Source organism: Mucilaginibacter paludis DSM 18603, assembly GCF_000166195.2.
Lineage (GTDB): Bacteria > Bacteroidota > Bacteroidia > Sphingobacteriales > Sphingobacteriaceae > Mucilaginibacter > Mucilaginibacter paludis.
Map to the genome: position 1 here is coordinate 1,611,987 of NZ_CM001403.1, position 22,065 is coordinate 1,634,051.

19 protein-coding genes are annotated in these 22,065 nt (G+C 38.1%); 10 read left to right on the forward strand and 9 right to left on the reverse strand.

Features of this window, described 5'->3' with window-relative positions; translation table 11 throughout:
• Positions 1–12: 12 nt before the first annotated feature.
• The 4 genes from MUCPA_RS06865 to MUCPA_RS06880 are packed head-to-tail and all read right to left on the reverse strand — an operon-like array spanning position 13 to position 6,448.
• Complete coding sequence (locus tag MUCPA_RS06865) at positions 13–1,329, reverse strand: HlyD family efflux transporter periplasmic adaptor subunit (RefSeq protein WP_040625764.1); 1,317 nt, start codon at positions 1,327–1,329, stop codon at positions 13–15.
• Position 1,330: 1 nt separating this feature from the next.
• A complete protein-coding gene (locus MUCPA_RS06870; RefSeq protein ID WP_008505306.1) occupies positions 1,331–3,574 on the reverse strand; it encodes a peptidase domain-containing ABC transporter in 2,244 nt (747 codons plus the stop codon).
• Between the two features lie 15 nt (positions 3,575–3,589).
• Positions 3,590–5,704: a hypothetical protein gene (locus tag MUCPA_RS06875; RefSeq protein WP_008505307.1), complete on the reverse strand. Its 2,115-nt coding sequence runs from the start codon at positions 5,702–5,704 to the stop codon at positions 3,590–3,592.
• Positions 5,705–5,731: 27 nt separating this feature from the next.
• The gene (locus MUCPA_RS06880) at positions 5,732–6,448 is read right to left on the reverse strand and encodes a hypothetical protein (protein ID WP_008505308.1); all 717 of its coding nucleotides are present in this window, start codon (positions 6,446–6,448) and stop codon (positions 5,732–5,734) included.
• A gap of 331 nt (positions 6,449–6,779) precedes the next feature.
• On the opposite strand from MUCPA_RS06880, the gene MUCPA_RS06885 reads away from it, so the two are divergent.
• The 5 genes from MUCPA_RS06885 (at position 6,780) to MUCPA_RS06905 (ending at position 12,582) form a co-directional block, all read left to right on the forward strand.
• Positions 6,780–8,420: a hypothetical protein gene (locus MUCPA_RS06885; protein WP_008505309.1), complete on the forward strand. Its 1,641-nt coding sequence runs from the start codon at positions 6,780–6,782 to the stop codon at positions 8,418–8,420.
• A gap of 70 nt (positions 8,421–8,490) precedes the next feature.
• Positions 8,491–8,973, forward strand: a complete 483-nt coding sequence (locus tag MUCPA_RS06890) for a hypothetical protein (RefSeq protein ID WP_008505310.1) — start codon at positions 8,491–8,493, stop codon at positions 8,971–8,973.
• A 633-nt stretch (positions 8,974–9,606) separates the two neighbouring features.
• On the forward strand, positions 9,607–11,229 hold the full coding sequence (locus MUCPA_RS06895) for a hypothetical protein (protein WP_008505312.1): 1,623 nt from the start codon (positions 9,607–9,609) through the stop codon (positions 11,227–11,229).
• Positions 11,223–11,735: a hypothetical protein gene (locus tag MUCPA_RS06900; protein ID WP_040625766.1), complete on the forward strand. Its 513-nt coding sequence runs from the start codon at positions 11,223–11,225 to the stop codon at positions 11,733–11,735. Before MUCPA_RS06895 ends, MUCPA_RS06900 begins: the two co-directional genes overlap by 7 nt.
• Positions 11,736–12,171: 436 nt before the next feature.
• Complete coding sequence (locus tag MUCPA_RS06905; protein ID WP_008505318.1) at positions 12,172–12,582, forward strand: hypothetical protein; 411 nt, start codon at positions 12,172–12,174, stop codon at positions 12,580–12,582.
• A gap of 101 nt (positions 12,583–12,683) precedes the next feature.
• Here the strand turns inward: MUCPA_RS06905 and MUCPA_RS38820 are convergent, their stop codons facing one another.
• The gene (locus MUCPA_RS38820; RefSeq protein WP_233276847.1) at positions 12,684–12,914 is read right to left on the reverse strand and encodes a hypothetical protein; all 231 of its coding nucleotides are present in this window, start codon (positions 12,912–12,914) and stop codon (positions 12,684–12,686) included.
• Positions 12,915–13,429: 515 nt separating this feature from the next.
• Positions 13,430–14,359, reverse strand: coding sequence for an AraC family transcriptional regulator (locus MUCPA_RS06915; protein ID WP_008505320.1), 930 nt, complete (start codon positions 14,357–14,359; stop codon positions 13,430–13,432).
• A gap of 108 nt (positions 14,360–14,467) precedes the next feature.
• On the opposite strand from MUCPA_RS06915, the gene MUCPA_RS06920 reads away from it, so the two are divergent.
• The 3 genes from MUCPA_RS06920 (at position 14,468) to MUCPA_RS35770 (ending at position 18,219) form a co-directional block, all read left to right on the forward strand.
• A complete protein-coding gene (locus MUCPA_RS06920; RefSeq protein ID WP_008505322.1) occupies positions 14,468–14,833 on the forward strand; it encodes a nuclear transport factor 2 family protein in 366 nt (121 codons plus the stop codon).
• A 657-nt stretch (positions 14,834–15,490) separates the two neighbouring features.
• Positions 15,491–15,997, forward strand: a complete 507-nt coding sequence (locus MUCPA_RS06925) for a hypothetical protein (protein ID WP_008505325.1) — start codon at positions 15,491–15,493, stop codon at positions 15,995–15,997.
• Between the two features lie 11 nt (positions 15,998–16,008).
• Complete coding sequence (locus tag MUCPA_RS35770) at positions 16,009–18,219, forward strand: T9SS type A sorting domain-containing protein (RefSeq protein WP_008505326.1); 2,211 nt, start codon at positions 16,009–16,011, stop codon at positions 18,217–18,219.
• Between the two features lie 281 nt (positions 18,220–18,500).
• Here the strand turns inward: MUCPA_RS35770 and MUCPA_RS06935 are convergent, their stop codons facing one another.
• Positions 18,501–18,947: a hypothetical protein gene (locus MUCPA_RS06935; RefSeq protein ID WP_008505327.1), complete on the reverse strand. Its 447-nt coding sequence runs from the start codon at positions 18,945–18,947 to the stop codon at positions 18,501–18,503.
• Between the two features lie 187 nt (positions 18,948–19,134).
• Positions 19,135–19,506, reverse strand: coding sequence for a helix-turn-helix transcriptional regulator (locus tag MUCPA_RS36675; protein WP_008505328.1), 372 nt, complete (start codon positions 19,504–19,506; stop codon positions 19,135–19,137).
• 470 nt (positions 19,507–19,976) lie between these two features.
• On the opposite strand from MUCPA_RS36675, the gene MUCPA_RS06945 reads away from it, so the two are divergent.
• Together MUCPA_RS06945 and MUCPA_RS37595 are read left to right on the forward strand one after the other, a co-directional pair.
• On the forward strand, positions 19,977–20,579 hold the full coding sequence (locus MUCPA_RS06945) for an RNA polymerase sigma factor (RefSeq protein WP_008505329.1): 603 nt from the start codon (positions 19,977–19,979) through the stop codon (positions 20,577–20,579).
• A gap of 78 nt (positions 20,580–20,657) precedes the next feature.
• Positions 20,658–21,149, forward strand: coding sequence for a hypothetical protein (locus MUCPA_RS37595; RefSeq protein ID WP_157543831.1), 492 nt, complete (start codon positions 20,658–20,660; stop codon positions 21,147–21,149).
• 23 nt (positions 21,150–21,172) lie between these two features.
• On the opposite strand, the gene MUCPA_RS06955 is transcribed toward MUCPA_RS37595, so the two are convergent.
• Complete coding sequence (locus MUCPA_RS06955) at positions 21,173–21,973, reverse strand: hypothetical protein (protein WP_008505332.1); 801 nt, start codon at positions 21,971–21,973, stop codon at positions 21,173–21,175.
• Between the last annotated feature and the right edge of the window lie 92 nt (positions 21,974–22,065).

The window sequence follows — 22,065 nt, forward strand, 5'->3', positions numbered from 1 at the left end:
GACTGTCTATTGCTAATTTTTATTTGTAACGTATTTTAAATTATCGAAGAATCGTGAGAGTAAGCTTCTTTCATTGCTAACAATATCTGCAGTCCCTTTAATTTCATACTTAAACTCTAAATTAGATTTATAGTTAGTAGTAAGCCCGTTCGGCAACGTTACTTCAACAAGGTATATGTCGACATCATCTTGATTCACTTTCATTTTGCTTTTTGTTAAAGATATAGATGATACCAAGCCCGATACCGAACCGTATTCTTCAAAAGGATAATTGTCAAGTTTAATGATTACTTTTTGGCCAATCTTAACTTTACCAGCACCATTAGCAGGTAGATCAACTTGCCCGATAATATGATTTTTGTCAGGTACGACAGTAAAGACATCCTCTCCTGATTGTACAAATTGGTTCTTAGTCCAAAATTTAGAGAATTCAAGTATTCCAGACATAGGAGATTTAAAAACAAATTTTTGTTCCCAGGCCTTGATTGCGTCTTTAAGATCACCATAAGAGGTTAATACATCCAAGTTCATTTGGCTTTCTTCATCATCTTTTTGAATTGAAAGTTGTTGAAGTTTATTTTGATCAGTTGAGATAGTTTCTTCGGTACTATTTATATCTGTAACGATACTCTGATAATTTTCTTTACTGCTTAAAAAGCTAATATTGCTTCGATCAAAATCTTCCTCAGTTGCTGCTTTTTGAGAAAAAAGGATAGAATCCCTATTAGCAATTTTTTTGCTAAGCATCATATTGCGCTCTCTGGTCGCCTTCAATTTCCCGTACGTTTCCAGGAGGTAAGTAGATTGTTGAATTTGCTGTTGAAGTCCCTCTTGTTGCTTGAGATATACATTGCCCACATTATAATCATAAATTTTATGCAAGGCATTTAGAAAAGCATAATATTTAACATTTACATCCCCTAAAGAAAGGTTGCCGGGAAACTTGGAGAATGCATGTTGATATGATCCTTTAATATTAAAACTTTCAACTAAATCTCTTACCTTAATCATATCCCGAGTATTAGACGGATTCTGTATTACAGCAATATAATCGCCTTCTTTTACAAATTCCTTAAGTTGATAGTTTAATTCAACTAATTTCCCTGATGTATTTGCCACTAATTTAACCGGAGCATATTTCGCATTAATTATGATAGTACCCGTGACCGTATCCGGGTATTGGATAATCATCCCGAAAGAGAGCAGCAAAATGACTAGTACCAAAACAATTCCGGTGACCCAATATCCGAATTTATTAGGCATCCGGTCGATTATATCCTGAACGGGTTCGCTTCTTTCAGTTTCGCTTCTTTCTTGTGATAGTATCATATTATAAAAGATCAGCAAATCGTTCCGCTGATTTGGTTGGAGACGTTTCAATTTTCACAGATGGTGCACTATCAAATTGACTATGGACAAGTTGAGCGTAATGTCCCTTTTTTGCAAGTAGAGATTCGTGATTACCTATTTCTGCAATCATGCCATCCTTAACCACAATAATTTGAAAGGCTTTACGAATAGTACTTAATCGGTGTGCCACTACAATAACCGTTTTTTCATTGAAAACATCATCTAAAGCATTTACGATTTTCTGTTCATTGATCGTATCTAATGAATTTGTCGCTTCGTCAAAAAATAAGAAATCAGGATTTTTATATAAGGCTCTGGCAATGAGTATCCGTTGTTTCTGGCCTCCGCTTAGTCCTCTGCCCATTTCACCCATTACTGTATTATATCCTTGTGATAATTGTTCAATTTCTGTAGCAATGTTAGCTGTAGTGACAGCTTTTTTCAATTTTTCAAAATCGATTTTTTCATCCCCTAAAACAATGTTATTGATAATTGTATCATTAAATATTTTTCCATCCTGCATGACTGCGCCGCAGCGGTCACGCCACTGTTTCAAACTAATATTTTTGATATTCATTCCACCGATCAAAACTTCTCCGAACGTTGGGTTGTATAATCTTAAAAGCAACTTTAGAAGTGTTGATTTACCACTTCCGCTATCACCCACAATCGCTGTAACTTTCCCTTCCGGAATGTGTAGATTAATATTTTTTAATGTTGGCGGCGCATTCTGCGTATATTGAAAAGAGACATTTTTTAATACTAAGCTTTTGTCCATCGGTAAAGCAATATTATTTACCGTTTCGTTATCTTCTTCATCTGGCAACAAATGTACTTCGTTGACCCGGTGAAAACTTATCTGAGCATATTGACCAGAAACTATAAAACTTATGAACTGCACAACAGGACCGTTTAGCATACCGATTATAAATTGTGTCGATACCATTACGCCAAAAGTGATATTTCCTGAGATGACTGCTTTGGCCGCAACGAAAGTTATCAGTAAGTTTTTTAAAGAGTCAATGCATTGGGCACCGGAATTTTGCCAATTATTCACGGTCATAACCTTTTGATTAACCTTATACATCCTGGCTTGAATCTTTTCCCATTTCCAGCGTTTTGATTTTTCGTAATTATTTAATTTTATGTCTTGTATAGAAGTAACAGCTTCCACCCAAAAACTTTGATTTTTGGAAATTAAATCAAAGTATTCCCAATCCAATTTTCTTCGAATTCTCAGGAAGCCCAAAACCCACGTAACATAAAAAATGCTTCCCCCTAAAAAAATGAAGAACATCGTATAATTGTATATACATAAGATCACACTGAAGATCACGAATGTTATGATTGAAAAGAATGTATTTAAGGAATTATTCATGATAAAGTTCCTGATACGTTCCAGATCGTTAGCCCGCTGTAAAATATCACCAACGGACTTGTTTTCAAAAAAAGTTACCGGTAAGCGCATAAGCTTAATCAAGTAATCTGAAACTAGCGCAATGTTAATTCTCGAAGTTACGTGTAGTAGTATCCAGTCTCTTACCGCGTTGGATAGCGTTATGCTCAAGATGATGGTGATATTTGCTATAAGGACGATGTCAATAAATTTAAGATCGTGAGTATGGATACCGACATCAATAACTGCTTTAGAGATAAACGGTAGAAAGGCTTGCAATGTCGTTACAACAAGCATGACTACGAGTAGATTTGCGAAACTATTTTTAAAAGGGATAAAATAGCCAATAAAATTCTCAACTCTTTTTTTTCTTTCGATCTTTTCACCAGCTTCACGTTGTTTGAAATCAGCTTGGGGTTCCAGAACCATCACTGAGCAGTTCAGGGTTTCCTTATCATAGCATTTGGTTTCAAATTCTTTCCGTGAGTATTTAATCAAGCCTTTCGCCGGATCCGAAACGTAAACCTTATTTGAAGTTACTTTGTAAACCACGACAAAGTGACTATCATCCCAATGTACAATGCATGGCAGCGGTACAATATTTGCCAGGTCGTCAATGGTGGCGTTTATAGCTAATGACCGTAAGCCGATACTTTCTGCGGCATAACTTAAATCAAGAAATGATACTCCATCTTTGGTAAGTCCACACTTGTCACGCAGATATTGCATAGAGTAGTACTTACCATAGTATTTAGCAATAATTTTTAAACATGATGGGCCACAGTCCATCATGTCCATTTGGCGATCAGTAGGAAAACTTTTCAGCAATTTATTATGTTTATTTTACCACCAATTGGCAACGGTAATACCTTGTTCAAGTTCATTGTCGTAACTATTGAAATCTATGTAAATAGTACCCACACTATCGCCCCCTCCATTATAGTCCCCGCCAGATGGATCTCCGCCGTCGCCTGGATCGTCGTATGAAGTGTCATATGAAGTGTCAACCGGATCATCTTCATCACGGTCATAAGATCCATCGTCACCACTGCTGCTACCGCCACCACTGCTGCCACCGCCACCTGTGCTTCCTCCACCTGAACCACCGGTACCCCCTCCACTATTCCCAGAGCCGCTAACAGCAACAGTTCCTGTGGTATCATCTAAAATGTCATCGTCGTCAATGTCAAAAATATCATCCAAGTCGTCATCCAAATCATCATCATCGCCAAGGTCGTCTACATCATACCCGTAATATAATAATGTATTGAGTGCCGCTTGTTGGGCGGCAATAGAAGCGTTCGCATTAGCTTGCGCAACACTTAAACCGTTGTGTTCAGCGTTTTGGTAAGCCAGGGCAGCGGCATTTGCTGCCGCCTCTCGTGCAACGAGTGGTAGGTTATTGTTATAATCATATGCATTGTTGTAGGCTTTGGTAATACCGGCATCATCTGATTTGACTAATGTAGTATAACCTGCCGAAGGCTGCTGACCTGATGCAATTGCTTGGGTATGATCAGTGGTAGGATTATACCAAATACTAACACCTCCGCCTCCGATGATGCTTGGATCTTGACTACCAAAATTATAGCCGGATCCCCCTCCAACAGTTATAGGATAGGAACCTATTGTTGATATCCAGGAATTACTTTGTGAATCATAGTACCATCCATTGAGTCCCTGTTGATTCGCAGAAGAGCTACTTGGATCTACCCAGGGAGGTAATGTTGGCGGTGACAGAATGCCGACCGTGCTTTCCGGAAGATTAACTCCGTTCTGCATAGCCGCCCCAAGCGCAAGAAATTGTTGTTGCGTGATTTCCATTGGACTCTCGATCGAAATATCGACCAAAATCTGCATTACCTGAGGTGGTATTTGAAGAGCGCCCATAGTGTCTCCGCTGGCATTCTGAAAAACTCCTAATAGCTGGGAATAATGCCATGATGTGGTTATTGTGGCGTTATTGCCAAACCCATTTCCATTGTTGACATCTTTTTTGTAATAATAGTTTAAAACAGATTGTATATAATTGGTTACATCATTGTAAGAGTGAATTGTCCCATAAGATGTAGGAGCGTTGGGTAAAAGTGATGGACGATAGAAAAGCAAACGGTTTATTGCGGATTGATTAATATCATCGGTGTCTGATATGCCTGCTGCCGATAGTGAATTATAGCTATTATTTGGGGTTTCGAAACTATGTAAAAAATTAGAAATCAAATAGTTGTAGTTATCTAAGTTAAAATGATCATATCGGACAACTTGATCAAATATAGCTCCGAAATCGTTTGTAACGCCAGGACTGGTGATGTTACTGAGCCCGTATAAGCCCCCGTTATTATCCCCTAATTGCCAATATGTACCTGAGTAATGTTCTTGGACATAATACTGGTTATAATAGCTTGTATTGAATTTAACGTCATATTCGTAAAGTATTTTTGCTCCTGCCAAATCCGCGTCAAGTTCCCTTTTAACGCTATTCGGATCAAAAACGCCCAATAACTTCCCCAGAATGTTAGTTTGATAAGAGTGGTATAACTCGTGAGCAATAGTATCTAATAATGCAGCACTCTGCAAGGAAGAATTCACGGTCACATCTATAGTTCCCGGGTTGAGCCATAGTGTATTGATTGTGGGAAAGTAAGATCCCGCAGCTTCATTTCCAAGGTTTGGATTTGCCTGCGTTGGAATTTGCTCTGTTAACTTAATGGGAGCACCACCTGTTGTAAGCATAGCACCTAACATACCTGCACCAAAGTCCGTTTGCTCCATTTTTTGAATTTGATCGGTAAACCGCTTAGATTGGTCGCTGTTAAAGCCTCCCAATCCACTGTAATCAAAAAGTTTTTCCAGCTGTGCTTGTGTTAATGCCGGTATATTACCTCCTTTTAAGCCCCTAAGTATGTCGGTACCTATCGGTTTAAAGTCGCCGGCTAATTCCAGAATGTTTTGTTTCATAAGTAGTAATATTTATAAATCGTGATTTTAATTCGGTTTTTGAAAAAAGACACCAAGGGATTTTTGATTGCTGATTTCGTTTTGTACAAAATCAAGTCCCGGAACTCCTACAGTATAATTAGAATCTTGATATTCGACGTTTCTGAATTGATTGCCTACTTTGATCTCGAAATAATTGATGTACCCATCAGGCGGATATGCCCCAGGTCTTAGTTTTTTTATGGAATCCTGATAAACGGGATCACCTGGTAAATCAAAAAAATGATTTTTAATCAGTGTATGGAATAAATTGTTCCAGTCAAATGTCTTATAGCGATCACTCAAGTCACGGACATTTAAGATTGTTGTATATTTATCAATTGCTCGTTCTGAACCTATATCAATATTATCACTGTTTACATACTGGCTAGCCATAGTTTTATTGACTCTTCCAAATCTGTAAACCATAACATGCATGGCCTTTCCACGGCATTCTATCACCAAAGTTTCTGTATGGCCGCCTGCCAGGATAGTGTATCTGATCTCCAATGGTGCATTCGAACGTTTTATAGGTGTCAGAATTTTTTTTGATACGAGTTCAGGGTAATAAATATTCTGAAACGCTGTGTCGCCTTTGAAATCCGGAATATCCTGATTAATCCCGCAGCATTTTACCTGTGTCTTGTTAGTAGTTTTACAAGCGCAGCAAAGAAGCGTCATGACGAATATAACCTGGAGTACAGCGTTTTTATTAAATACAATCATAAAAGAGTTTAAAATTCCAACAATTAAAATTCTATAATATAGGCATAGCCCATTCAACAAAGCCTTACCGAGCAAAGCTTTAAATATCAAATAGTTTTTCAGATGCTTTTATATCTGTTTAATTAGGAAAGGGGCGGGGTTAAACGATAATTAATCGCTTAATATTTAGGATAATATTACAGAAAAAGTTATTTGTCAAAAAAGCCTAAAGGTGTTTTTAATGGAAATTTAATGTCAATGATAAATAAGTCGATTAAGGAACAATAAGTTTAATATTGCCTTACTGGTACTACCACTACTTAACCTTAAAAAATATACGACAAGCAAAATCATGTTAGTAAGCGCCATACCTGGTATGATTCAAAAACTTTTTCCGATGAGTGCCGGGATAATTTTCACTGGTAGCCAGGTAAATAATGTTGAACTCAATAACCTGTCAGATGTTGATATAATTGTGTTTAATTTTCAATTCAGTGTGGTATCTACCGTAAATGCCGTTATCAGTGGAATTTCGCTTGACATAACATTGGTGCCTTTATATGATATTGAAAACGTCTTATTAAATGAAAGTTTGCATTACAGGGGCATTTTATTATCGATGATTGTGAATGGGCGCATAATTAGGGACCTTGACAATAAAATAGTACGTTCTATACAAATTGCAGCAAAGTCATTCCACAAATCAGGGCACGTAGCCCGTACTAATATTTATAATGATCGGGTAAAAGACCTTGGACGACTTGCTAAAGAATTCAGAAAGGAGTTGGATTTTAAACAAAAATTTTTGTTGATAAATGATTTCATTTATCATATGTCACAGATAGAAATTGCAAAAGGATCTGATTGGATAATTTCCGAAAAGCAGAAGAATCGATATTTATCTTCGGCAAACGGACCTTTTATCGAAGATATGATTAGCATCGCCAAGGAGCACCTTTTTAATGAACAAGTTGAAAATCTGAGTAAAATAGCCGATTATATCACGAGTTATGTCGAAAATGCAAAACTCTTTGAAAGATCAACCGGTTTACTTAACAGGTATGTTATTGATATTAATTTTCACAATTTTACAATCGAGACTTTCTACAATGTTGTCGTGAGGGCATTAAAGAATGAGGAATATTTCAAAGAGCGGTATAAATATAGTTTTACATCTCCGACTCAGTTTCACAGGATTTTTTCGAATAGAGTTTCGTTAACTTTTCAAATAAATTCGGCTAACGACGCAATTTTGTTAAATCAAGACCTTAAAAAGCTATTTAATAATTTATTGAGAAAAAAGGTTCAAATAAACACCAGGGCGACCTATATCTATACTGATAGCAACCCAAATTCAGCTTTTCGTACAAGATTTGAAGATGTCGCAATGGAGGTTGAACGTATGATCCATGGTCAAGTTTCTGAGAGCAATTGTTACAGTGTGGAGCGAAACTTACATATAAGCACAATTATTTTTGCCCATATATTCAAGTTCCTGAACTGCGCAATGGATGATGTTGAGAAATCTTTGACCTACTTAATTCACCGTTATTTTTTTATGCAATCTGAGCAGCGTAAAATTAAGAGCATGAAAGAATTTATGGATTATAAAAACAAAAAACTTCAGCTTCATCATTTATACTATTTTAAAAACAAACACGATTTTGCTGATATGGTAAAGAAAGGTTTCTATTATGAGGCTAATAAATCCAATTCTGAAAGAAAGGAATATTCTGGAATAATTGATGAATTATCGGTTTTCCTTTCAGAACAATCAAAAAGTCATGAATCTTTAATAAGCAATAATCAACTAACTTATAATATACTACATAATTATTGTGGGATTACAGAGGCCGATAAGGCTTTATTATTTATTTTATCCTTCGAGCAATTAGCCCAGTTGTTACATTTCGATTTTACACATAAAGGATTAAGCTTATATATTTTGGTAAACTCTATTAACGAATTAAGAAATCAAAAGCATGATGATTAGTCGGGCCTGATTTAAAATACCAGGATAGAAAAGAATCTACAAAACTTCACCTTGTAATTAAATAATCCTCATGAAAAAGCACCTCATATTGACCATCGCAATTACTGCATCGGCAAACAGCTATGCAACAGCTAAACATAATAGCCCTAAGTTGGTATTATCCAAGCCAATTACCTCACTTTATATTCAGCAAGACACAGCTAAGTATCTCTACGAACACGTGGTGCTTCAAAAAGCAAAATACCAGCATAAAGAATTGAACGACATATTAAACAGTTTAAATATTGAAGTCAAATCGTACTTACTTAGTCATGGCCGAAAAGTAGGCTATCGCACTGGGATTACCTTGTTTTTTGAAAATAGAAAAAATATATCTGAAAAATTGGAAAGACACATTCATACCCATTCCATATATATAGAATTTGAAAAACCGATACCTCTTGATTTAATCAATTCGTCATTACAAACGGGTCATGATGACGAATGGCAGGCTGTAGAAAAAGAGTTTTTTGGAAAACACATTGTAAGCGACATTCAAGGGTCTAAGCCATAATCAGAAAATTTTAGCGCGTAAAACCAGCTTTTATTGCTGATGTTGACTTGTCGTTAAAATCCTTTACCCCTGTTGATTTAACAGGGCTAAGGGATTTTATCTTGATAACTGTAATATCTCAACTTATAACCGCACCAATTGCGTTATCAGGGATGGAAATCAATCAGCCAGGCCAAAAGTTCAATAGTCAGCACACACCATTTGGCAAGAGCATTTTACCTATTCCTCGTTTCCATTTGAAATTACCGGTTTTCTATGACGAGTGGGCAACGTAATATCTTAAATAATCTATCAATCGCCTATCTTAGATATTTAACCGTTGGGCTAATTTTTAACATTTTAATTAAACAGTCAAAAATTATTGCTTAATATTTTATATTTGATCAATTATTTGCATTGCCCTAAGTGTAAATAGGAATTTTAATTTAACCGACCTTATGACTAACACATCTCTGAAACTGATCGGCATTGCAATGCCTTTCCTTTTTTCCCAAGTCCCGCCAAAAGGGTTCACCTTAAAATTATTTTTAACAAATCAATCACTGCAAACCATAGTAACATATCGATTCCCGGACGATAGCGCGGCGCATAACCGATAAATTTTTAATAAGGATAAGCCAAACGCCAACTATAATGAAAAATAAATTCCTTTTGAATCTAGCCCCATTTAAAAGCAGGTCATTTTTGCTTTTAGTAAGTTTAATCCTGATCTGTTATAGCGCCTGTAAAAAAGAACACTATCCACCGCAACTATCATCCACTTCGATAAAAGATCCCTTTATTGCCTCTTTAGCCGAAAAACTTAGTACGTATGATAAATCTTTCATCGATTCGATTAATCAATTAGGGAAAATAGACTGGACTAAAGTCATCGTCAGACACACTTCCAGTGGTGAAATGCCTGTCAATTTTATATTGCCAATTATCAAAGGCGACCAGCCTTGTAACCAGGTCATCGAATTTGGTTTTTCCAAAGACAAAAAATTCGTAAAAGCAACAATCCGCAAATTAGAAACGGCGGTATTAAGTACCTCGTCTTCGAACAAACAAATGATAACAGAACAAGAACGTACTGAACATATTTTATATCATTTTTCTCAAAGAGGGGTACGTGTGAGTAACTCGATTATCGAAGCAGAGCATCAGAGAGCTCAGTTATATACCCTGAATAAAAAAAATGTATTGAAGTCTCCATCTGTTGGGAAACAAAATAACAGTATTGATAATCCGCCTCCCATCAACTATTGCCAAACTCAATTGATTTTTGATTTTTATATTAGCTACCACATTGAAGTTGATGGTTCCGGTTCCAGTTCCGATTATGATGGTGCATATTCAAAATGGATTGAAGGAATGGAACCATCCACAATTCAATTTGAGATCAGTAATTACTTTTTCGCTTATCTGATGTCCAATTATATCCCGTACTTAACCGACCAAAGTTCATCGTATACCAATGCGTTATTTATTTATAATATGGATGATACAAACGGGCAATTAGGTTATTTTATCCAAGATGCTCTTCAACATGCAATGCAACAAGTTCAAATGGAGTATGCTCCCCAAATGTGGTCTATCGGTTTAAGTTATTTTAATTATAGCACACGCTCTAATTGTAATGGTTCTACTACAGCAGATGGGGGCTGGGTTGACACGAGGAATGGTGCTGATGCTCCTGTTTTTGAAATTATAAATAAGGTCAAAGACCCATGCTTACATAATATGGTTGATGCTATATTAAACGATAATGGTAAAGGAGATATTAACGCACTCATTCAACACGTTTTTGGTACTACATCCACCTTGAATTTTACAATAACAGATCAGGTAATAATGACAAATTCCGGCGACGACGGAGAGGAGTCGCCACTTAAAGATAGTAACGGTGCGCTTATAGGTGCTGAAATATATTTAAACCCAGGTACTTTATCAAACTCATCACAGGAGTTTATTGCGGCCACCATTTTACATGAAGGGGTTCATGCATATTTGGATTACCAAGGCATTGACATCGGCGCTCCGCAACATGAGCTAATGGCAAAAGACTATTTGGATGACATGGCGGGTGATTTACAAACAATGTTTCCTGGTATGAGTGATCAGATAGCCTATTCGTTAGCATGGGGTGGGCTTGAAAATACTTATTTATATAACAACCCGGGCTTGGTTAACTGCCCGGGGTATCAGCTGGAAATTAATACCCTTTACCGGGCTCACACAGATGGGCAAGGTCATTTTTATGGACATGGATGTTAGCTAAATCAATTATGAATTACATAAAGCGTATTTTAATGGCAGCGGCCTTTCTGGTTTCTGGTCACTGTATGGCACAGGTTAAGGCAGACCAGAGTTACCATCAATTCGTTAATTCTTTTCCATGGATAGTAAGTTATCCAATGGAACTTGTAAGAAAGTGTATTCCCGTGAATTGCCTGATCAAAGTACGTGTAGATTCAGCAAAAAATGTTGTTGATATGCAATTGTCAGACAGTGCCGATTCACTAATCGTCGCAGAATTCGAAGGTAAAAAGCATGAGCTCAGTATAAACCTTTTAGAAAAGTATATCAAAGCTAAATATTCGGGTAGCACCTGCACTATATTTTTGATACCGTTCACCTATACACTGCTTCAAATGCGGTGTACGCCTCCTGGTACCACGTTTTCGGCGTTAAGTGGTTACGCTAAATTTAACAACAAGCCACAACAAGGTGAAGTAATATTTTTGGATCCGATTTATGTTCAGAGGAGTTATCAAAGATGAAGCTATAGAGCCGATGGAAAAGCCAGGACACGTGGTCTGATAGATGAAGAAAGTACCAGTGAATTAACCCAGGATCAGATTGACGAGGCAATAGTGCTATTGAATGACTATCCTGAGAATAGCAGATAATTGGGCAAAGGAATTTTTAATTGCTATGAGTTTGAAACGTGGATATTTAATTTCACAAGATTCGGCTACTCATTACCAATTCACCCTTGAAGATGTTATTTAGTTTTTGCCACAGCCCGAAGGTTTATTTATTGGAATGTATCTTATTTTGTTAAACACGCTATGGTGCATACTGGATATTTCGCTGAAATTGGAGCAATGTATTACTCATCAGTAAGGAAATTATTTACATGATATTAATTTTCACCAGCACTTCAAGTAATATCAAATCTTTTACTTTACAGTCAAATTATAATACATTTAATCTATGAAATATTTGGCATTCAGTATCCTATTGACATTTTTCAGTATATCTTTAAGCCATGCCCAAAACCTCATTTCGGCATCGTCAGGTTCTAAATACGTTGGACAGTTTAAAAAAGTTTATGGTTACGAATATGAGCGTAAAACGGTAAGGATAAAAGGGCAAAAAGATTTGTTTCAAGAGCTGATTTATTTGAGTGATTCAACCTTAAATAACCGCCAATTCATCGTAGTTATTACAGATAAAGTGGGGCCAAATCATCAGCCCGCCAGAACAATTTCCCATGAGGAACTTTTAAAGGATAAAATGCCGCAGCGCGTTCAGGCCAGCGGTAAAATAATTTTGCTCAAGGGGAAGCCGGCAATAATTGTAGATGATCCGGATAATTACATCATTTTTCAGAGGGTTGATTAAGGGCCTGTCGGTTCATCAAAATCTCCAACTTGATGGAAAATGGATTAAATGAAGCTGGAATTTGCGGCGGCAATTGGTTACTAACTTAACAGCATGTAATCTTACGCAGTAGTATCAACCGGTTTCAGATATACAAAACGGTTGGTTTCCTCGCTTGTTACACGTGATAACTTATTTTCCATAATAAATTTCAGCAATACACCGGATACTTGGTAGGATTGGAGATCTACGCCATATTGCGTGGCACAAAAATCAGTGATCGAAGCAATTGATTTCGGGGCATCAAAAAAATCAGCCGTCAATAATTGGTTTAAGATTCTAGTTGAACTCACCTTTTTACTCTTGGGCCTTCCTGGTAGGTCAGGTTTTATAACATTGGCATTGAAAAGCGTTGAGTATCCCCTTCATTTATATCTGTCTCACCACCACAGTCTTTAGCTGCTAAATAATTCAAAATACGGTCAATAACAATAACAATGCATTGTACCGTTTCGACTGGAATGCATTTATAACATCCGTTAACTCAATTAAATCTTTTTTTAGCCGTTCAACCTGTTTGCTCATAAGACCTTGTTCGCTCAAATATATAAAGCTTTCAGATATTTTAAAACCGCTGACAGTTAACGAAGAAGTACATATTATAGAATTGAATTAGCAACAAATCGTCGATGAAATAGAACTGCTAAACGACTATCCAATAATCAACCAATCGAAAGATCAATAGCTATTTAAAATAAAGTTCGGCATACGAATTACCTGTGTATGTCCTTCGCATCATGGGCCAAATTATTTCCGGTTTAATAATGGTGATTAACTTCTTAATTAAATTCACCGAAGAGGGGATACATCAGTTGATAGAAATGGCCTGTTTGTTTTTTGACCTTCTAAAACTCGCAGGCGTCTCTTTAAATGTATGCTTAAATAGCCTGTTAAATGCGGCCTCTGATTGATAGCCGACTTGATTCGCTATAATACTTACGTTGTCCTTGCTTGTTAAAAGTAAGTCTTTTGCCTTTTGCATCCGCCAATTTTGAAGGTAGCTCAACGGGGTTTGACCCACCAGCGATTTGAAAGTATTAAAAAATAACGTTCTTGACATTCCGGCAGATTTAGAGAGTTCCTCCAGCGTCCAGTTTTTTTCAGGCGAATCTTGTAAGTTTTGCAAAGCTGCACTTATCCTTTTATCCGTCAAGGCAAGCAAAAACCCTTGCTTGATCTTACTCTGATCTAAATAGGCGCGTAACGTATGAATGAAAAGCCCTTCTGATAAACGGCTTACTAAAATATCACTGCCAGGCTTTGGTTGATCAATTTCCAAGAGTATCTGATTGGTTGTAAGTTCGAGCCAGTCTTGATTCTGTTGACGAATTTCTTTTAAGTGGATTACGCCAGGTAACCCGGTAATAAGCGGGTGCTGATATTGATCATCGAATTCAAAGTGACCGCCCAGCATGACAGTTTTCAAATCTCCCTCCAAAAAGTAAGGGCTTTCGGTGTCCCGAAAATTTATATAGGTTTTTAAGGGGATCCTGATGCTATCGGCTTTATCGGATATGCAATGATTACTTCCATTTGGTATCAGCACCAGATCTCCCCTAGCTAATTGTATACCAACGTTTTCTTCTACTTGAAGGCAACACGATCCTTCCAGCAGTTTCCAAAATTGCAAAAACCGACTTTTAGGCAACTCAATTCCCCAGGGAGCTGTTACTTCCAATTTTCGGTAGACGACACCGCTAAGCTTTATTGATTCTAAAATTTTACTTAATGCATCCATGAAAATGTACGATTAAACAAAATTAATGAATTAATCAGTCCTTTATGTACATATTGTCTTGTTAATTTTGGGGGAAATTGGAAAGCAATGTATTCAACAAATAATGTTATGACCAACGACAAATTTCGAATCGTTTTTGAGAAATACTTAGACGCATTCGCTAAAGAATCTCCTGCCGAGCAGGAACAACTCTTGAATTCAAGTGTAGCTGAAGATGTGATATTTACAAATCCCGGCGTAGATGGCCGTGGAAGAAGTTCTCTTCTTGCCCACGCGACAGGCTTCCAAAAAAAATTTCCTGGTGGTTATTTCCGGGTAAATTGGTTTAGACAGCAGCACGGGCAGCTACTTTCAGAATGGACACAATATGACCAGCAAGGCCAAGCGCTTTTTACAGCCCATAGTTACGGACGGCTGAACGAAGACGGCCTCTTGATTCATTTAGCCGGATTTTGGGCTGACGGGGCTGTTTAGCCTCGTCGCAGTATGATAATAATGTATGCAATTCATTGTTTTATGATGCTTATTGCATGCAATAGAAAATGGCAATTAAAGTTGAAATAATTACACAATTCAAACAGTGATATTTTAAAGGTTTACACTCGCCAAATTGAAAAAAACTGGAAAAATATATAACTCTCAAATACCTATTACAGCCAAAGATAAGCTCTATTTAAACACCTGCGGGATATGCACAACATATCAATATATTACCAATCCTATAACTTGTCGGATAATTCCTTATCGAAAGAAGATTAACGGTTTATAAGAGTACGTCCCCCTTTTCGTTCAGCCTTTTCAGTTGATTTCCGAAAGTTTTTTTGAGGATATTCTTCTGGAATTGACATCGGAAATGAAAGTCTATATGCCAATAAGAAGTGGAAATAAATAAATTTAGACTCGCGTCCTGTAATCCCCTATAAAGAACAGATACATAATACATTGGCGTATTTTAAATTGGCTAATTAATATATTTTGCATTTTAAAAAAATACACATAGCTTAGTGTCTTTATGGCCACTTATATATAAACTTTTAAGCTATCCAAGCTGCCCCTTCAGTTTGGTAAAAAGTTTAATTTTCTGTAGCGTTTAGACTATTGTTTACGTATTTTCTTTAAAAACCTTAACCTATGAAATACTATAACTTATCTTTTATTTTGACATTTTTTATTTTCGGCTCATTCAGCTGCAAAAAAGACAATACAACGGATTTTCCACTAACGTTTAAGTTACAGACCGCTAATTCCGGGGGATTGGTTACGACCTCATTCAGTAAAACTGACACCATCCATTTCCAGCTCCTAATTTCCAATACGACCAATCAGGACGTCAATTTAAATAATTTCATGCCGGACCTCATTTGCAACTCAAAAAGCGACTTGTTTCGCGCATACAGTGCAACAGGCACGGACATGGGCAGGCCCTGTATAAATACGAACTGCACGGATATCGGCCTCATTGTTATTAAAGCCGGGAGCACACAAACTATTGATTATCCCCGGCCAAGCGCTGCAACTGCCTGTAATACCGCAAGCCTGACTTTCGGAACTTATAATACCGGCCTCAGCTATACTTTTGCGACCAGTAACGCCACTTCTAACCAGGTACTTAAAACATCGTTCAGCATCACCAACTAAACTTTATCATAATGAAAAAGATCTTGATGTGCATGTGCTTTAGCATCGTCATAGGCGAAGCTATGGCCCAAATTCCGGTTAAAAGAATTAAAATTACCGCTGATCGTAAGCTAACAGCGCCGGACAACCCCAAGGGGCGCGGCCTTTACACTTTGGCTGAACGTATTGATACAGCTACCTTGTTCAAGGAAGATGAGGCTGAAAGCAAATTGGGTTTGCCATTCCGTTTTGGAAAAGGATTTGCCGTTGATTTAGGATTCGGGGCAGGAAAATGGATGGAAACGACAAAGGGAAGGATATGGCAGTTGCAGATTTCATCCGACAAAGCCTATTCCCTGAACCTTGTTTTCGATGATCTCGAACTTGCCGATGGATGTGAATTAATGATCAACAACACGGCTGGCAATATGCAGGTTGGCCCATATACCTCGGCAATAACCGCTAAAAATCACTATTTGGCTACGGATATTATTGAAGGCAATTCTATTATTTTAACCCTGTTTGAACCTGCCAGCGCACGCGCCAAAAGCAAACTGCATATTTCAAAGATCGTGCATGGTTATAAACGGACGTTCTCCGACCCTTATAGCGTTGGCGGTTACGGGCAGTCGTCATCTTGCGAAGTTAACGTGAATTGCAGCCAGGGAGCAAATTGGGTTTCGGAATCTAATGGGGTTGCCATGATTTTATTAAGCAGTGGTGACCGGTTATGCAGTGGTTCGATGATTACCGACGTGTGCCAGGATCTGAAAACTTACTTCCTTACTGCCTTTCATTGCGTGGACTCCATTACGCCGGATGCTACCTTATCGGCTGGAGAGAAAAATGCGGTTGGTGGATGGCTTTTCCGTTTTAATTATAAAAGCCCTACGTGCAGCGGCAGTGAAGATTATGATTACCTGACTTACAACGGTTCAACTTTCCGTGCCGCTTACCAGCAAAGTGATTTTGCGTTGGTTGAACTGATGGCCACCCCCCTGGCTAATTCTGGAATATATTACAATGGGTGGTCAAGAAGCACGACCGGAGCATCGTCATCTGTTATGATTCATCATCCGAAGGGCGATGTAATGAAAATATCAACCGATAATAATGCTGTCGCAACTAATTCTTCGACACTGAATTTTTACTTAGGTTCAGGAACTGTATCTTTTGGTCCAGGTACGCATTGGCAAGCTGTGATGACGTCAGGTGGAGCGGAGCAGGGTTCATCCGGGTCACCACTCTTAAATCAGAATCACCAGATCGTCGGACAATTACATGGTGGCACTGGGACCTGTCCCGGAGATGCCAACTTTCAACAGCTTTTCGGACGTTTTGACGTTTCCTGGGATGGGGGCGGCACTGCTGACACCCGGTTGAAAGACTGGCTTGATCCTGGCAATACCAATGCAAGTTCTGTGGGCGGCTTGCCTTACCCATTGATCACCGGTGCGCCTTATATCTGTTCGAGTGAAACGTATACGATCACCGGCTTGCCCGCTGGCGTTACGCCCACCTGGGCAGTTACAAGCCCGATGACCATTACATCATCAACTGCGAATACAGTGACCGTGGCATCCAATAACACCAATCAATTTGGTAACCTAACGGCGACCTATGCCGGTTCATGCGGTAACATTACCGCAACATTGGTTATTCAGTCCGGTAATCCTTTCTGGTATAACGGGATCATTTACGGCGATGCCAATCCGATCTGTGTTGGCGGGGAGTTCTATTATAACGTGCCGACTTATCCCTACAGTGTGGGCGGCTATACATGGGATTGGCTTGGTGTAGACCCGAATTCTTACGCGATCAATGGGAACGGTAACAACAGTATCTCCCTATATCCCTTCAGCCCTACTAACGGCACATTGAGGGTACAGGTAAACGGCCCCTGTGGCGTTCCGGTAGAAAGTTATACCTATGTAGAATCGGCCTCTTGCAGCAGTTCGTTTGCGTATACTTATTATCCCAATCCGGCTACTAACCAGATCACCGTATCCAGTTCGATAGCCAGCACGGCGGCGAAAGCCAAAATACAAAATCCCGATCAGGTTTATGAATTGTTTGAAGCAAGAATTTACAGTGATAAAGGGCGCGTGCTGGCAAGCGCAAAGAACACGTCAGTCAGTAAATACGTTGTAATCGACACCTCTCAAATTCCGAGCGGGACTTATTATTTACATATATTGAAAGGGAAGGAAACGATTAAAAAGCAGATCATCATTAGCCATTAAGTCGTTGAACCAGGTACACCATAAGGAGCTACTTTTGGTGTACCTGTATACAATCATGCGGCTGTACAAAGTCTCTAAATCGCCCGGCTTCAATGCCTTTCAGCAGATTTTCGGAAGTGCGTTTACCTGATCGCCGGAAGTGAAGTGGTACATGGAATACGGGTGTGGACTGAAGCCTTATCGTTCCGGTTACAGCTCAATCGGTATTACTGTTATGGTCTCCTGCAACAGCGGCGGCGATTGGTTACTAATTATGCAGCATGTAAGTTTACACGGTAGTATCAAACAGGTTTCAGATAGACATAACGGTTGGTTTCCTCGCTTTTCACGCGTGATAATTTATTGACCTTAATTAGCTTTAGTAGTACACCCGATATTTCACTTGTTTGAAGCACGGTATCATATTTCGTGGCACAAAAATCAGTGATCGAAGCAATAGATTTCGGGCTATCAAAAAAATCAGTCGTCAATAATTGGTTTAAGATTTTAGTGGAACCCATCTTTTTACCCTTGGAGCTTCCCGGTAGGTCAGGTTTTATGATATTGGCATTGAAAGGTATTGTAGTATCCCCTTCATTTATATCTGTTTCAGCGCCACGGTCTTTAGCTGCTAGATAGTTCAAAATACGGTCAATAACAATGCATTGTACCGTTTCCGACTGGAATGCGTTTATAACATCCGTTAACTCAATTAAATTTTTTTTTAGCCGTTCAACCTGTTTGCTCATAGGATCTTGTTCGCTCAAATATATAAAGCTTTCAGATACATTAAAACCGCTTAACGGCTAACGAAGAAGAATCTATTATTGATTAGCGACACGTTGTAAATGCAAAATTATTGAATGACTATCCCGATATCGCTGTTTAGGTGGATTGTTTGTATTTTTTTGTTAACTGACAAATAAGTTGAGGCAGTTATTTCTCAATTATAAGATCTTTTAATCGCTTCAAAAGTTCAGGGTTTACAATTTTCTTTGGCTTTTTTGTTTTGGTTTCCGTTTGGACGTATAAAGATAAGCCCTGATGTTGAAACTTCTCAACTTCGGCTAACATCGATTCTGCTATTTTATTGCCCGTAGGTTGCGTTGGGACAATAAGTTCCCGAATATTTAAATCTAAAAAATCAGCTATTTTTTTAAAGTCTTTAGGGCTTGGTTGATTTCTATTAGTACACCAATCAGATACAGTAGTTTCGTGTACACCCATATAGATAGCAAGCAGAAAACTCGGAATCCCTTTATCAACTAACGCACCCTTAATCCTATTTAACTTTATCGCTTTACTCATCGGTTTACACTGCAAACCCAAATGTAAAACACTTAAAAATGTTGAATTAATTGTAAAAATAGTCTATTTGAGTTATTAATTAGTTAAATAGACTATTTGATTTGCCTAAGTGACTATTTGTTATATATTTGTAATTTGTTAAAATATTTAAGATTTAAAAATTGATGATATAAGATTAATTTTGCAACACTTATTATCGAAATGATATAGAGGTGTTCGCTAAGAGCCTCGTCCGCACAAGTGGTATTGAATGGACGCGAGGAATAGGTGAGCACCCGGTTCTTATAGCTACGCTATTAGGCCGGGGCAGCTTATTGTTTGCGTCCTGGCTTGTTACTCGTATCTCTGATACTTGTTTCAAGCCCCCGTTACCACCGGGAGTGCGGGCAAATTCAATAAGAACAACTGCTCCGGCCTTATGGCTTTAGTGGATTCTTGAATGGCTCAATTCAATTTGAGGAAGCCATCCAATGAGTTTAGATAAAACAAATATTACCTTACTTCTAAATCAACTGCAACAAGGCAGTGAGCGAGCTTTTGCCAAGATTTACGATCATTGTAGCAGGCCCTTATACCGCAATATTTTGTTTTTAGTAAAAGATGAGGAAGTTGCCCAGGAGCTTTTGCAAGAGCTTTTTCTAACTGTGTGGACAAGGCGCGAACAAATTGACCCCGATAAAGCATTTTGGCCATACCTATATATGGTTGCCCGGTGGCTGGTGTTGAACCATTTTCAAAAAGTTGCCCGTGATAAACGACTCATCGACCATTTGATAATAACTACGGTAGATCATGTTACCAACGCGGAAGAAAACATGATCGACCAGGAAACTTACGAGCTTTTAATGAGGGCTATAGAAGATTTACCACCACAACGCAAGCAGGTTTTTAAGCTGTGTAAATTTGAAGGTAAAAGCTATCAGGAAGCAAGTGAAATTTTGGGAATCTCCACCTCAACAATTCGCAATCAAATCGTGTCAGCCAATAAATCTGTAAAAGAGTTTTTTCTGTTAAATACTGATTTGGCTGTCTTTCTGATAGTCTCTGTAGCACTATATCGCATTAATCCATAGTAAATTAAAAGTCCATGGCCACACCTGCACTATATACAAATACACCATCAAGTGAGGTAAATTCACCGTTCGAGGTCATTGCTGACTTCTTTCAGTCTGGATTGCCGGGAGAGCATACGAAAAGATCTGAAAAAATGGCGGCACTACGTAATTAATGACGAGCAATTCAAAAGTCGTCACGGGGCGGTATACCTCCTTTCTGTTTACGAAGAAACAATACAGTTAATAGAGGCTGCCCATCTTTTATTAGCTTCCGGTAATAGCATGATGTTCTTATCAAATGAAAACATAACAGAAAGCCAAATTGAGCAGGAAAGAAAGGATTGGGAGTTTTTCCCGCATAATCTTTCAGAAAAAGAGATCCTCAATCCATTGGCAGTAATAAAAAGATTTTTCAAGCGGATTACTTTAAAACAATATAAGGAGTACCTGCACGAATGGCTCCGTATAGCTTTGTCTGATAAAGCCGTTCTCGAAACACTGACCGCAAGGGAAGTTATTGAAGTTTATGACAACCTGCGAAAACTATATTCCGCAACCTGGCTTATTCATCAGCGTAAATGTCGATAACGTCTTTTAGTGAACTTTCAACGTTATTCTAATGGCTTGGCGGCCTTTCTTACATAACCATGCTTTTTATACGGCTCTATAAATATCATTCTCGTATCGGCTAAAGCAGGCCCGCAGGGTTGCAATCTAAAATGCCCGCTTACATCAAATCCGTCGGTTCGTATGCTCGTTATATTCCAGCAACTGTTAACGATAGTTACAGGTACATTGATATCATTTGAAAGCGCATCAGGTTGTTTCTTGGTGCCATAGCTTTTACCTGGGTTAACAATAATTTCTTGGTTTTCAGATAGAAAGAAAAAACACAATAATTTATAGAAGGTTTCTTCCATACCATTTGCACTCGCGTGGGCAAAATAAGCAGTAGGTTCACCGGTATTCCTGTCTACATATAATTGTACCACATCTATAGTACCTGTTGCCTTATACTTTAGCTTCTCCTGCTGTGAATAATAAACAAACTGCCCATGTAAAAATTGGATAACATGGTGATGAATCCAGACACGTAAAAAACTATTGTTTTTGAATATGAATGTTAGTTTACAAGGTTTTACATGCTTAAAAACCGTCCAGTCATATATCCCATTTTTATTGGTTACTTTAAGCATGTCAAGCTTATCAACTACTGTATTGGTGATATAATAAGCTTTTTGTTCATCAATCTCCAATAACTTGTACGTCATAGCGATCCTGTGCATTTCTTCGTCACTCTGCTGATGGCGAATCAAATTTTCAACTTCTATGGGAAGCAATGATCTTAAAATATCGTTTAAAAAATGTTTTTCAGTTAAAAAGCGATAAACAATGTGATTTCTAAGCTGCATAGGACATGATTTACAATGATTTGCAAAGTTAAAGCAAAAATGTTTTGATGGTAGTAGATACGATAAAGCGTTAGCGATTTCAGGTTTGCAAC

Coding starts and splice junctions, on each gene's coding strand:
- MUCPA_RS06900 (WP_040625766.1), top strand. CDS start 11,223: ATGTTAGCTAAATCAATTATGAATTACATAAAGCGTATTTTAATGGCA.
- MUCPA_RS06880 (WP_008505308.1), bottom strand. CDS start 6,448: ATGATTGTATTTAATAAAAACGCTGTACTCCAGGTTATATTCGTCATG.
- MUCPA_RS06945 (WP_008505329.1), top strand. CDS start 19,977: ATGAGTTTAGATAAAACAAATATTACCTTACTTCTAAATCAACTGCAA.
- MUCPA_RS06935 (WP_008505327.1), bottom strand. CDS start 18,947: ATGAGCAAACAGGTTGAACGGCTAAAAAAAAATTTAATTGAGTTAACG.
- MUCPA_RS36675 (WP_008505328.1), bottom strand. CDS start 19,506: ATGAGTAAAGCGATAAAGTTAAATAGGATTAAGGGTGCGTTAGTTGAT.
- MUCPA_RS06915 (WP_008505320.1), bottom strand. CDS start 14,359: ATGGATGCATTAAGTAAAATTTTAGAATCAATAAAGCTTAGCGGTGTC.
- MUCPA_RS06920 (WP_008505322.1), top strand. CDS start 14,468: ATGACCAACGACAAATTTCGAATCGTTTTTGAGAAATACTTAGACGCA.
- MUCPA_RS06875 (WP_008505307.1), bottom strand. CDS start 5,704: ATGAAACAAAACATTCTGGAATTAGCCGGCGACTTTAAACCGATAGGT.
- MUCPA_RS06885 (WP_008505309.1), top strand. CDS start 6,780: ATGTTAGTAAGCGCCATACCTGGTATGATTCAAAAACTTTTTCCGATG.
- MUCPA_RS06955 (WP_008505332.1), bottom strand. CDS start 21,973: ATGCAGCTTAGAAATCACATTGTTTATCGCTTTTTAACTGAAAAACAT.
- MUCPA_RS06905 (WP_008505318.1), top strand. CDS start 12,172: ATGAAATATTTGGCATTCAGTATCCTATTGACATTTTTCAGTATATCT.
- MUCPA_RS06895 (WP_008505312.1), top strand. CDS start 9,607: ATGAAAAATAAATTCCTTTTGAATCTAGCCCCATTTAAAAGCAGGTCA.
- MUCPA_RS06925 (WP_008505325.1), top strand. CDS start 15,491: ATGAAATACTATAACTTATCTTTTATTTTGACATTTTTTATTTTCGGC.
- MUCPA_RS06865 (WP_040625764.1), bottom strand. CDS start 1,329: ATGATACTATCACAAGAAAGAAGCGAAACTGAAAGAAGCGAACCCGTT.
- MUCPA_RS06890 (WP_008505310.1), top strand. CDS start 8,491: ATGAAAAAGCACCTCATATTGACCATCGCAATTACTGCATCGGCAAAC.
- MUCPA_RS35770 (WP_008505326.1), top strand. CDS start 16,009: ATGAAAAAGATCTTGATGTGCATGTGCTTTAGCATCGTCATAGGCGAA.